The sequence below is a fragment of the Erythrobacter sp. CCH5-A1 genome (genome assembly GCF_001557115.1).
Lineage (GTDB): Bacteria > Pseudomonadota > Alphaproteobacteria > Sphingomonadales > Sphingomonadaceae > Erythrobacter.
In genome coordinates, this window is record NZ_LSKQ01000019.1 from 1 (window position 1) to 10,890 (window position 10,890).

The 10,890-nt window shown below is 68.1% G+C and carries 14 protein-coding genes and 1 pseudogene; 5 read left to right on the forward strand and 10 right to left on the reverse strand.

What is annotated here, in order from left to right; genetic code table 11:
* Nucleotides 1-99 precede the first annotated feature (99 nt).
* Together AX708_RS01175 and AX708_RS01180 are read left to right on the forward strand one after the other, a co-directional pair.
* Nucleotides 100-303 carry a DUF2093 domain-containing protein gene (locus AX708_RS01175; protein ID WP_066531064.1) on the forward strand — a complete coding sequence of 68 codons (204 nt, stop codon included), beginning with the start codon at nt 100-102 and terminating at the stop codon, nt 301-303.
* A gap of 12 nt (nt 304-315) precedes the next feature.
* Nucleotides 316-1,356, forward strand: a complete 1,041-nt coding sequence (locus AX708_RS01180; RefSeq protein WP_066531065.1) for an esterase-like activity of phytase family protein — start codon at nt 316-318, stop codon at nt 1,354-1,356.
* A 64-nt stretch (nt 1,357-1,420) separates the two neighbouring features.
* Here AX708_RS01180 and rpmB read toward each other — a convergent pair whose 3' ends face one another.
* Complete coding sequence (gene rpmB / locus AX708_RS01185; RefSeq protein WP_066531066.1) at nt 1,421-1,708, reverse strand: 50S ribosomal protein L28; 288 nt, start codon at nt 1,706-1,708, stop codon at nt 1,421-1,423.
* 204 nt (nt 1,709-1,912) lie between these two features.
* Here rpmB and AX708_RS01190 point away from each other — a divergent pair, with 204 nt between their 5' ends.
* The 3 genes from AX708_RS01190 to AX708_RS01200 are packed head-to-tail and all read left to right on the forward strand — an operon-like array spanning nt 1,913 to nt 3,631.
* Nucleotides 1,913-2,155, forward strand: coding sequence for a hypothetical protein (locus AX708_RS01190; RefSeq protein WP_066531070.1), 243 nt, complete (start codon nt 1,913-1,915; stop codon nt 2,153-2,155).
* 21 nt (nt 2,156-2,176) lie between these two features.
* Nucleotides 2,177-2,632 (forward strand): nucleoside deaminase, encoded by a 456-nt coding sequence (locus tag AX708_RS01195; RefSeq protein ID WP_066531074.1) that lies wholly within the window; start codon nt 2,177-2,179, stop codon nt 2,630-2,632.
* Between the two features lie 6 nt (nt 2,633-2,638).
* Complete coding sequence (locus tag AX708_RS01200) at nt 2,639-3,631, forward strand: alpha/beta hydrolase (RefSeq protein ID WP_156443441.1); 993 nt, start codon at nt 2,639-2,641, stop codon at nt 3,629-3,631.
* Nucleotides 3,632-3,641: 10 nt separating this feature from the next.
* Here AX708_RS01200 and AX708_RS01205 read toward each other — a convergent pair whose 3' ends face one another.
* The 9 genes and pseudogenes from AX708_RS01205 to AX708_RS01240 form a co-directional block, all read right to left on the reverse strand.
* Nucleotides 3,642-4,028, reverse strand: coding sequence for a VOC family protein (locus AX708_RS01205; RefSeq protein WP_066531078.1), 387 nt, complete (start codon nt 4,026-4,028; stop codon nt 3,642-3,644).
* 361 nt (nt 4,029-4,389) lie between these two features.
* Nucleotides 4,390-4,767, reverse strand: a pseudogene (locus AX708_RS21320) (ribonuclease T); the annotation flags it as partial.
* Nucleotides 4,745-5,158 carry a hypothetical protein gene (locus tag AX708_RS01210; RefSeq protein ID WP_066531080.1) on the reverse strand — a complete coding sequence of 138 codons (414 nt, stop codon included), beginning with the start codon at nt 5,156-5,158 and terminating at the stop codon, nt 4,745-4,747. The gene AX708_RS01210 and the pseudogene AX708_RS21320, both read right to left, overlap by 23 nt.
* Nucleotides 5,155-6,024: a carboxylating nicotinate-nucleotide diphosphorylase gene (gene nadC, locus AX708_RS01215; protein ID WP_066531081.1), complete on the reverse strand. Its 870-nt coding sequence runs from the start codon at nt 6,022-6,024 to the stop codon at nt 5,155-5,157. Before nadC ends, AX708_RS01210 begins: the two co-directional genes overlap by 4 nt.
* Before the next feature lie 125 nt (nt 6,025-6,149).
* A complete protein-coding gene (locus tag AX708_RS01220; protein WP_066531085.1) occupies nt 6,150-6,956 on the reverse strand; it encodes a LytTR family DNA-binding domain-containing protein in 807 nt (268 codons plus the stop codon).
* The gene (locus AX708_RS01225; protein WP_066531087.1) at nt 6,953-8,179 is read right to left on the reverse strand and encodes a sensor histidine kinase; all 1,227 of its coding nucleotides are present in this window, start codon (nt 8,177-8,179) and stop codon (nt 6,953-6,955) included. Before AX708_RS01225 ends, AX708_RS01220 begins: the two co-directional genes overlap by 4 nt.
* Before the next feature lie 113 nt (nt 8,180-8,292).
* Complete coding sequence (locus AX708_RS01230; protein ID WP_197426167.1) at nt 8,293-9,273, reverse strand: hypothetical protein; 981 nt, start codon at nt 9,271-9,273, stop codon at nt 8,293-8,295.
* Between the two features lie 13 nt (nt 9,274-9,286).
* Nucleotides 9,287-9,991, reverse strand: coding sequence for a DsbA family protein (locus tag AX708_RS01235; protein WP_066531090.1), 705 nt, complete (start codon nt 9,989-9,991; stop codon nt 9,287-9,289).
* 33 nt (nt 9,992-10,024) lie between these two features.
* On the reverse strand, nt 10,025-10,890 hold an 866-nt coding region (locus AX708_RS01240; RefSeq protein WP_156454505.1), incomplete at its 5' end, for a tetratricopeptide repeat protein.

Here is a 10,890-nt window from a genome sequence, read left to right on the forward strand (position 1 = left end):
CCCCCGCCGCCGCCTGCCCCGCGCAAGCCTGCAAAATCATCGCCTTCCCCCGCCCAAGATGATTTGTTCGATTAGCCACAGAGTGCTATCATTGGTGCCATGCTGATGACTCCCGCCGACAAGGTCGCCAAGCTCTACTACGCTCCCTCCAGCTTCCGCGTGCTGCGGCCGGGGAGCCATGTGCTGTGCGCCGTCACGGGAGAGGCGATCCCGCTCGCCGAACTGCGCTACTGGAGCGCCGAGCGGCAGGAGGCCTATGCCTCCCCCGAGATCGCGACGCGCCGCCTGCTCGGCCTCGTCTGACCCCCTGCCCCGATGAAGGCCGAGGCCACCCGCGCGCGGCCTGCCTCCCGCACGCGCCGGCTGCGGCTCGTGCTGATCGCTGGAGTGGCGCTCGCGCTGGCGCCGGGCACCTTCCTGCGCACCTCGATCGGCACCCGCGCCGATCCCGCCGTCGTGACCATTACCCCGCGTGCCGAAAAAGCCGGCGTGTCGGGCGAGCTGAGCCTTACCGGCGTGTGGGAGCTGTCCTCGCCCCACGGCTGGTTCGGCGGCTTTTCCGCGCTTGCCCCAGGGCGCGGGCAGGCGCTGGTCGCGGGGACCGACCGGGGCTTCCTGCTCGACATCGACCTTGCCGGCCCTGCCCCGCGCGCGCAGCCCGGCAGCTACCGCTTCGTCGGGCTCATCAATCGCGGGCGCGAGGAGAGCGTCGACCTCGAATCGCTCGCCCGCGATCCCGCCACCGGCACGCTCTGGGCGGGGTTCGAGGGAGACAACCAGGTGGTCCGTTTCGCCGCCGGAGCGCCGCGCCGCGAACATATTCCCCCGTCAATGGAGGAGTGGCGCTACAACAGCGGGCCCGAAACCATGACGCGGCTCGCGGATGGCCGCTTTCTGGTCATCGCGGAGGGCGCGCAGCGGGACAATGACGCCCTGCACGAAGCCTTGCTGTTCGCGGGCGATCCGGTCGAAGGGATCAGGCCGCTCGCCTTCCGCTTTGCCCCGCCTGCGGGTTTCGACCCGGTCGACGCCAGCCAGCTGCCCGACGGGCGGGTGCTGATCCTGCTGCGCCGCGTGGCCTACACCATCCCCGCCGCCAGCTTCGACACCGCCATCGCCATTGCCGATCCGGCGGAGATTCGCGCGGGCACGACCTGGCGGGGGCGGGTGATCGAGCGGATGCAGGGCGGCATCTTCGCCGACAATTTCGAAGGGATCGCCTTCGTGCCCTCACCCGGCGATCCCGCGCGGGGGAGCATCTGGGTCGTCACCGACGACAACTTCTCGGTGTTCCAGCGCAGTCTGCTGATCAGATTCGATTGGCCGGGAGAGGCTCCGACCAAGCCCGCCCCATAACAAAAAAGCGCCCGGTCCTGCCCGGGCGCTTTTTCGATTCGCCTGTCGCGATGGACGGCGGGAATTACGCGGCGTTCTGCGCCTTCAGCAGCTCGCGCTTGACCTTCTGCGCGTTGGCCGAGAGCTTCTCGTCGCTGGTCTTGAGCAGCCAGTTGTCGAGGCCCCCGTTGTGCTCGACCGAGCGCAGACCGTGGGTCGAGACGCGGAACTTGAAGCTGCGCTCGAGCTTTTCGCTCATCAGCGTCACGTTCTGCAGGTTGGGCAGGAACACGCGCTTGGTCTTGTTGTTGGCGTGGCTCACATTGTGGCCGACCTGGCGGCCCTTGCCGGTCAGTTCGCAGATGCGCGACATGGTGTGTCTCTTCTCGTAAAAATCGGTTCTAGCCGGGAAAGCGGCGCGCATAACGGGGCGAGGCCGAATCGTCAAGCCGATTGCGCCTGCCGCCGCCGCGCGCTTTGATGTGGCTAATCCATGTAATGGCTGCAAAGCCTTGTGTCGCCTGCATTCGCGTCCCCGGCCTGCCCAAGCGGCGAGGCCCATAGGAGACGAACGACCATGAAGCGCATCATCATCACCACCCTCATCGCCCCCTTGGCAATCGGCCTTGCAGCGTGCGATGTCGACCAGACCAAGGAAGCCGAACTGCCCGAGGTCGAGGTCAAGGGCGGCCAGATGCCCGAATACGACGTCGAGCCCGCCGAGGTCGAGGTCGGCACAGAGAAGAAGACGATCGAGGTCCCCACTGTCGATATCAAACAGCCCGATGCCGAAGGGACGCCCGCGACCGGCGACGAATAAGCGCGTGAGGGCGCGCGGAGCATGAGCGCGGATGCGTTCCGCAGCTTCATGCCCCGCGCGCTCGCTCTTGCCCGCGATGCCGCGGCCGCGGGCGAGGTGCCGATCGGCGCGGTGGTGGTGAAGGACGGCACCGTCATCGCCGAGGCGCACAATTCCCCCCGCGCCGATCACGATCCCACCGCCCACGCCGAAATCCTCGCCATCCGCCGCGCGGCGCGGATGCTGGGCGATGAACGGCTGACCGGCTGCGAGCTGTGGGTGACGCTCGAGCCCTGCGCGATGTGCGCGGGCGCCATCGCCCACGCCCGGATCGCGCGGCTCTACTACGCGGCGAGCGACCCCAAGGGCGGCGCGGTCGAGCACGGGGCGCGGGTGTTCGACCAGCCCCAGTGCCTCCACCGCCCGGAAGTCTACTCCGGCATCGGCGAGGCCGAGGCGGCGGAATTGCTCAAAGGGTTTTTCCGCGAACGGCGTTGAGCGAGCATGACGCGCAAATTCGCATTCGCAACCAGTGCTGCAATCGCCCTGATGGTGGCGGCGTGCGGCGGCGGGGATGGCGGCAGCCCGCCGACCCCGACACCCAGCCCGACGCCGACCCCCACTCCCTCGCCGTCACCCTCGCCCACGCCCTCACCAACGCCCGTGGGCGTCGTGCAGACCACCAACATCACCTATGGCAGCGGCGCGGTGGCGGGGGGCAGCAAGACCCTCCAGCTCGACATCTACCGCCCCGATGCGCCCTGCACCGCCCCGCGCCCGACCGTGCTCTATGTCCACGGCGGCGGGTTCGTCGGTGGCAGCCGGCGCGGGGGGAATGTCGATGCGATCGCGCAGGCGCTGGCGGCGCGGGGGATCAACCTCGTCTCGATCTCCTATCGTCTGCAAGGCGACAACCCGGTGATCGGGACCGAATTCGCGCAGTTCGAGCGCGATTTCCAGGCGCTCAATACTACCGAGCCGCCCGCCCGCGTGACCGCCTTCACTGCCGCAGTCGAAGACGCCACCCGGGCGCTGCGCTGGGCCGAGGCCAATGCCGCGACCTATTGTGTCGACCCGCAGCGCTTTGGAGTGTGGGGCGGATCGGCCGGCGCCTTTACGGTGATGCATGTCGCCTACAGCCTTGATGAATACGCAATCACGCGGCCCCCTGTGCGGGTGGCGGTCGACTATTGGGGCGGGCATTTCCGCGTCGCCGATATGGAAGCGGGCGAGCCGCCGCTGTTCGTCATGCACGGCACGGCCGACAGCACCGTGCCCTACCTGCGCGCGGTCGAACTCACTAATCAGGCGCAGCGCGTAGGGGTGCCCTACACGCTCTATGCGATTATCGGCGGCGAGCACGATTTCAACGGCAGCGGCTTCTTCGTGCTGACGGTCGACGGGCAATCGATCGCCGACAGGACCGCGAATTTCATCGACGCGCATATGCGCGCTGGCGGCATGCCGGTCTACGAGCGGCGGGATATTCCGCGCTGAGCCGCGTGTTTCAATCGACCGGCGGGACGCCCGGCGGATAGTAGCTGATCTCGACCCGCAGCCCGTCTGGATCGGGCACGAAGAGCGCGGTGATGCCGGGCTCGAAGTGCTGGAGCCGCGCCTCGATCCCTGCCTCTTCCAGCTCCGCAGCCAGCGCCTCGACCGCCGCGGCGCTGGGGGCGGAAAAGCCGAAATGGTTGAGGCCGGGGGCGTAGCGGCCGTATTCGCCCGTGCCTTCCCTGGCCTTTGCGAATTGTATGTGAAGCCCGCCCCCGTTCGCCCAGATGCCGCGCTTCTTCTGCGCGAACCCGATGCGCGGCAGCAGAAAGCCGTAGAAGTTGGTCGCCGCCTCCGGATCGCGCGAGAGGATGGTGAGGTGGTCGAGAGCGTAGGTCATGGAAGCGAAATAGGATCGCGTAGCATCCGCTACAACCCTCGCCAGATCTTCGCCGCCGCGCTGTCCTTCGCCCCGCGGCGCGAGCCGGTGCAAGGCGCGGGGCGGAAGCGTTTGGGTAGCACAGGCGGATTTCCTCGAGCCACCCGCGCGGGTTGAGGTGGACGCCCACCGCGCTCTCGGTCCACCCGGGGTTGGCATCGACGAAGGCCGCGCGGATGCGGCCGGCGGTGAGGCCCTCCTCGCGCGCGATGCGGTCGTAATCGGGCAAGCGCAGGCCTTCGAAGAGGATGCGGGTGACCTTCAGATAGGCGGCCGGATCGGGGACCATGCAGCTGCCGTGCTTGGCCCATTGCCGCGCGACGAGGCGTTCCGCGGGCATCATGTACATCGCCCCGCGCACCTGCGCCGGGGTGAGCGCTTTCCTCGCCCCGCACCATTGCGGATAGCCCTTGGCGCCCTCGGGCCAGAGGCCGTGGACGACGAGACCGAAGCTGCCGTTCCTCCCGCCGCATTGCATGGCTTGCGAGCGGTCGTCGGCGCGGGTGCGGCAGAACTCGGGGCTCCAGCTCAAGGCGAGGGTGTAGCCGGTGACGGGCATCGCGCGCGCCGGGCCGTCGGGATTGACGCGCGGGACAGCGGCGACCTCGGGCACGCGGCACTGATAGGCCTGCGCGCTCGCGAGCGAGGGCAGGACCAACGCGACGGCGGCGAGGAGGCTATTCGAACACCGCAGGGCCATCCTCCTCGGCAGGTTTGCGCGCGAACCAGCGGTGGGCGGCGGGCGTGAGCAGGCTCGCCATCGCCGCCGCGACCAGCACCGCACCCGCCAGCGCGGCGGGATCGAGAAAGGCCAGCCGCAGCGCGCCGAAGCCCAGCACCAGCCAGCGCGCGAAAGGCGCGGCGAAGAGGTAGATCCACACCAGCGGGATCAGCGCGATGGTGAATTCCGCCGAAAGCGTGACGATGGTCCAGTCGCGGTTCCACGCGAACCATGGTGCGTGCGCCGCGAACACCGCCTCCGACAGCGCGAGATCGCCAAGCCCGCGCACCAGCCGCATCACCGCGGCCGCAAGGAAGGCGGCGGCGAAGACGCGGATCGCCAGCGGTCGCGGCCCCCGGGCGAGCCTCACAGCGGCTTGAAATCCAGCCCGATATCGGCGGCGGGCGCGCTCTGGGTCAGCCGCCCGACCGAGATGAAGTCGACCCCGCTCGCCGCTTTCGCCGCGATGGTCTGGAGGTTGACGCCCCCGCTCGCCTCGGTGGGCACGCGGCCAGCGACGATCGCCACGGCCTCGGCGAGGGTCACGGGGTCCATGTTGTCGAGCAGCAGGTGATGCGCGCCTGCCTCCAATGCGGGTTCGATCTGGTCGAGGCGGTCGACCTCGCAGATGATCCTTGCGACCCCCGCCTCGCGCGCGCGGCGCACCGCTTCGCCGACGCTCCCGGCGACCGCGACGTGGTTGTCCTTGATCATCGCCGCGTCCCACAGCCCCATCCGGTGGTTCTGCGCACCCCCTTGGCGGGTGGCGTATTTCTCGAGGAAGCGGAGGCCCGGGATGGTCTTGCGGGTATCGAGCAGGGTGCAGGTCGCGCTGCCCTCGCGCATCGCGTCGACATAGGCGCGGGTCAGGGTGGCGATGCCCGAGAGGTGCTGGACGATGTTGAGCGCGCTGCGTTCGGCGGTCAGCAAGGCGCGTGCGCTGCCCTCGATGCGCATGAGATCGGTGCCCGCAGCCACGGCGTCGCCGTCCGCGACCAGCGGCTCAATTTGGCACTCGGGATCGAGATGCCGGAAGAACGCCTCGGCGAGCGGCAACCCCGCTACGACGATCGCGTCGCGGCTGTCCATGACGCCGGTGAAGCGCGCCTCGGCGGGGATGACGCTTTCGCTCGTCACATCCCGCCCACCGCCGGGGAGGCCCTCGCCGAGGTCCTCCGCCAGTGTGGCGCGGATAAAGGTAGCGAGGTCGAAGCCGGGGAGGGAGAATTCGGGCACCAATCAATCCTTCGTCATCGCGAGGGCCGAAGGCCCGCGGCGACCCATGGCCCGCACCCCGATCCGGGACGGTCAGGCCATGGATTGCTTCGTCGCTCCGCTCCTCGCAATGACGAGGGGATTGGTCAATGGACGAAGCGCGCCACCACGTCGCGATAGCTGCGGCTCACCTTCACCTCCGCGCCGCTTTCCAGCACCAGGAAGCATTCGCCGTTGGTGTGGGGCTTCACCTGCCGCACCAGATCGAGGTTGACGATGGTGCTGCGGTGCACACGCTGGAACTTCCGCGGGTCGAGGCGGCGCTCCAGGTCCTTCATCGTCTCGCGCAGCACCAGCGAATTGTCGCCGGTCGAGATGATCATGTAGTCGCCCGCGGCCTCGATATGCTCGATGGTATCGACTTCCACGCGGAAGATCTGGCCGCGGTCCTTCACATTGATGAGCTTCTCGAAGCGGTCCGCGCTTTCGGCGGCAGGCGTGGTCGTTTCCACGAAATCGGCCGCACGTTCGGGGGCGATTTCCGAGAGCACCTCGAGCAGCTGCCCGGCATCCTCGGAGGACTTCTTCTCGGCGAGGCGCTGGCGCACGCGCTCGATGGTGTCGGCGAGCTTCTGTTCGTCGACCGGCTTCATCAGGTAGTTGACGGCATTGGCCTCGAAGGCGCGGATCGCGTGTTCCTCGTAGGCGGTGACGAAGACGAACAGGGGGGGTTCGATCTCCATCACGCCCTTGACGACGGAAAAGCCGTCGAAGCCGGGCATCTGGATGTCGAGGAAGACCAGATCGGGCTTCTCGGTCTTGATCTTGCGGATCGCCTCGCGCCCGTTGGCGCAGGTGTCGATGATCTCGACGTCCTCGAACGGCTGGAGCCGCAGCTGAAGGCCCTGGATCGCGAGCTTTTCGTCGTCGACGAGGATGGTTCTGATGGTCATGCGGTTTTTCCGATGGTTTTGGGGGGGATGAGGGGAACGATATTGTCGCTCCCGCCCGCGGGATTCCCGATTTCTGGCCCGGCACCCGGCGTGGCGGGTGCTGCCGCTTCCCCGGCTCTGTCGGCGCGGGTGAAGGGAATTTCGATCAGCACGGTGAAGCCGCCCCCGGCTTCGGATCTGGTTTCGAACAGGTGGTTGTCGCCATAGGCCTGCGCAAGGCGGTTGCGGATATTGGCGAGGCCGACGCCGGTGGAGACCGGGCGGCCGGGCACGATCGGTGCGCCCGGATCACGCGGAGTGTCATCGGCCCCCGGCCCCGTGTCTTCGACGGTCAGGCGCAGCCTTTCGCCGATCACCCGCGCGGTGAGCGCGATGCGCGCGCCTTCCTCCTGCGGGCTGACGGCGTATTTGATCGCATTCTCGACCAGCGGCTGGAGCAGCATCGCGGGGAGCTGCGCCGGCAGCGCCGCATCCTCGATCTCGAAATGGGTGCGCAGGCGTTCCTCGAAGCGCATGCGCTCGATATCGAGATAGAGTTGCAAGGTCTCGATCTCCTGCGCCAGCGTCACCTGGCTTCCCGGCTCGGCGATCAGGGTGTGGCGGAGGAAGCCCGAGAGGCGCGTCAGCATCGCATTGGCGGGTTCGGTCTGCTTCAGCAGCACCAGCGTGGAGATGGAATTCAGGGTGTTGAACAGGAAGTGCGGGTTGAGCTGGTAGCGCAGCATCGCGAGCTGGGCGGCGGTGGCCTGCGCTTCCAGCCGCTCGAGCCGGTCGGCCTGCTGTTCCACGGTGAGGAAGAAGTTGATCGCGTAATAGAGCGCGCTCCACCCGCCGAGCAGGGTCAAGGGAAGGTAAGACAGGCCAACGAACAGCTGCGCGAAGGTCGTCTCGCGGCTTGAGCCGTAATAGACGCCCTGCACCCAGGCATCGATCGAGGTGTTGATGATGACCGCCGCCGACAGAACCACTGCGGTCATGCCCCATGTGAACAGCGGACTTTGCCGGATCAGCACCCGGTAAATCACGGAAAGCAGGAGGCTGATCGAAAAGCCGGTAACGATCGAGATAAGCGCCAGCGCCAGCAGCGCGAAGGGCTGGGCGTTGGAGAACACCAGCACCGCCCGATACACGAAGGCCCCGCCCCAGCCGACGAACTGGAGGTTCCAGAACGCCCGGTTCTTGCTCGCGAAGAACGGCGCTGCCTGGATCTGGAGCACTGCCATAATCAGCGTGGTCTAACTCAATTCGTCGCAAACCACACGGGCTTTCGCCCGCGCCGCCTCGGGAGGGCAACGGCTTGGCGCAAGTCCGGCCACATCGCGGAGGCGGCGTCGCATTATAATGGCGCGTCGATCTCGCGGCGGAAATGCGCGGCCCAGTCGGCCTTGCCTGCGGCGGCCATCAGCGTGCGGACCTGGGGGACTTCGGCGGCCATGTTCTCGGCGCGCTCGTCCCAGCCGTCATGCGTGGTGCGCAGCTTGAGGCCCGCGTCGTGCTTGCGTCCCCACTGGGTCATGAATTCGGCCCCCGCCGCCGGATCATAGCCCGCATTGGCGAGCAACCACGGCACCAGCCGGTCGGCCTCGCGCTCGATCCGGCGCACATTCTTGATCTTTCGCCCGTTGCGGTCGAGCCAGGCGTCGTGGCCCAGCACATTATGCGCCAGTTCATGGGCGACCAGCGCCGCGAAGACCGGCTCGTCATAGGCAAAGGAAGGGGAATCGATCCCGAAGATCACCCGCACCCCGTTGGCAAAGGCGCGGTCCTCGCCGGCGTAGAGATCGAAGCGGGTGGCGCAGACCTCGACCGGCGTGACGCGCACATCGGTGCCGTCCGCAAAGGTGATGGCGATGCCGCCGTGCTCGGTCAGCATCGCATCGATATGGTCATGCGCGCGGGTGGTGCGCTCCCACGCCATCGGCGGGCGCGCGGGCCATTCGTTGGGATCGAAGCCCTCGAGCCGCACGATCTCGCGGTTGCGCGCGAAGGCTCCCGACAGTGCCGCCGGAGAGCCCGCGGCGGCGGCATTGACGGCAAAATCGCGCGTCAGGCCCAGCGCCTTGCGGGCAATGTCGGGCGCGCCGTAGCTTGCCATGTCCTGCACCTGCAGCCCGATGCTGGGAACCACCTTGGGGCAGAAGGCGGCATTGGCGCGGGCGAGGCGGAAGCCGATATCCTGCAGCCGCTGGTTGGCGTCCTGATAGCGCCCGATCGCCGCGCGCTCGGCGGCATAATCGATCGCGGGCGTTTCGCCGGCGCCTGCAGGCGTGGCGAGCAGCGCGCCGGCCAAGGCGGCAGACAGCATCGTGCGCATCATCGCCCCCCGCCCTTCAACCGGCCTTGTCGGCGGCAGCGAGCGCCTGCTTGAGCTTCTCGTAGCCTACCGCGCCCCCGATCGGGGTCTTGCCCGCGACCCATGCGGGCGTGCCGGTAAAGCCCAGCGCGCGCGCCTGCTCGAGGTTCTTGGCGATCTCGTCGGTCACCGCCTGCGAGGCCGCGTCGCGTGTCGCCCGGGCCATATCCAGCCCGGCCGCCTTGGCCGCCGCCTCGATATCGCCCATCTTGAACATCGCATCGTGGAAGGCGGGATACTTGCCCTGGATCCCGGCGGCGAGCGCCATGCGCGAGGCCGCGTCCGAGCCTTCGAAGATCGGCCATTCGCGGATCACGACCTTGAGATTGGGGTCCTCGGCGATCAGGCGGTTCACGTCCTTGAGGCTCGCCTCGCAATAGGGGCACTGGTAATCGGTGAACTCGACCAGCACGCGGCTGCCCTTGGGGTTGCCGAGGACGACGCCGGGAAACTCCTCGAACACCGCGCCGCCCATCTTGGCGAGCCGCTTGGCCGCTTCCTGTTCCTCGTAGGCCTGCGCCATCTGCGGCAGCAGATCGGGGTTGGCGAGCAGGAAGCTGCGGGTGCGGTTGTCGGCAAGGCCGCTGTACGACCACGCCGCCGCGCCCAGAAAGCCGAAGGTCAGCGCGAGGAGCGCGGTCAGCAGCGTGTTGCGCAAGGCGGAGGGTGCGTCGGTGGACATGGTGGCCTTGATAACGAAAGGGCTGTCGGCAGCCTAGCGCCGGTTCTTGACGCGTTCCAGTTCGGCGCGCGCTTCGAGCGCGACATCCTGGGCGCGGATCCAGTCGGGCGAGCCATAGGGCAGATAGGGCTCGGCGGCCTGCGCATTGGCGAGCGCCTGCGTGTATTGCTGCTTCATCACCTGCACCTCGGCGCTGGCGAGGCGCGCGCGCGGGATATCGCCGCGCGCTTCGTAGACCACGCCGAGCTGGTACCACGCGAAGGGGTTGTAACGGTCCTTCTGCACCGAGGCGCGCAGCACCTGTTCGGCCTCCTCGAAATTGGCCGGGTCCTCGGTCGCAATCAGCGCGTGGCCGAGCAGGCCCGCGATCAGCGGCTGGGCGAGGGTCAGCTCGGTCGCGCGGCGCAGCGGCACCAGCGCTTCCTTGGGCCGCCCGCTCTCGAGCAGCACCTGGCCCTTCAGTTCGAGGAACCACGGATTGTCGGGCTCGGCGGCGAGAAGGGCGTCGGTCTCGGCAATCGCCATGTCGATTCGCGCATCCTTGTGATAGGCATAGGCGCGGGCGTAGCGCGCGGGCACGCTGGTATCGGACGGCGGATAGGCCGCGAGCGTGCGCGGCGGCTCCGACAGAAAGCCGAACAGCTTGGCCTTGGCGCGCACGAAGCGCTCCTGCAATTCGGGATCGGGCGGGGTGTCCCACGCCGGGTCCTTGTCGAGCAGCCCGCGCAGCACCTGGATGCGGTCACCGGTGAGCGGGTGGGTGCGGCCATAGGCTGCTTCGTCGGCCTGGCTGTAGCCCGAGCGGATCTCGTTGCCGCGCAGCTTCTCGAAGAAGGCGATCATCCCCTTGCCCGTGATCCCCGCGCCCGAGAGGTAGCGCACGCCCGCAAGGTCGGTCG

Coding starts and splice junctions, on each gene's coding strand:
- AX708_RS01205 (WP_066531078.1), bottom strand. CDS start 4,028: ATGACCTACGCTCTCGACCACCTCACCATCCTCTCGCGCGATCCGGAG.
- AX708_RS01230 (WP_197426167.1), bottom strand. CDS start 9,273: ATGATGCGCACGATGCTGTCTGCCGCCTTGGCCGGCGCGCTGCTCGCC.
- rpmB (WP_066531066.1), bottom strand. CDS start 1,708: ATGTCGCGCATCTGCGAACTGACCGGCAAGGGCCGCCAGGTCGGCCAC.
- AX708_RS01190 (WP_066531070.1), top strand. CDS start 1,913: ATGAAGCGCATCATCATCACCACCCTCATCGCCCCCTTGGCAATCGGC.
- AX708_RS01180 (WP_066531065.1), top strand. CDS start 316: ATGAAGGCCGAGGCCACCCGCGCGCGGCCTGCCTCCCGCACGCGCCGG.
- AX708_RS01235 (WP_066531090.1), bottom strand. CDS start 9,991: ATGTCCACCGACGCACCCTCCGCCTTGCGCAACACGCTGCTGACCGCG.
- AX708_RS01225 (WP_066531087.1), bottom strand. CDS start 8,179: ATGGCAGTGCTCCAGATCCAGGCAGCGCCGTTCTTCGCGAGCAAGAAC.
- AX708_RS01195 (WP_066531074.1), top strand. CDS start 2,177: ATGAGCGCGGATGCGTTCCGCAGCTTCATGCCCCGCGCGCTCGCTCTT.
- AX708_RS01175 (WP_066531064.1), top strand. CDS start 100: ATGCTGATGACTCCCGCCGACAAGGTCGCCAAGCTCTACTACGCTCCC.
- AX708_RS01200 (WP_156443441.1), top strand. CDS start 2,639: ATGACGCGCAAATTCGCATTCGCAACCAGTGCTGCAATCGCCCTGATG.
- AX708_RS01220 (WP_066531085.1), bottom strand. CDS start 6,956: ATGACCATCAGAACCATCCTCGTCGACGACGAAAAGCTCGCGATCCAG.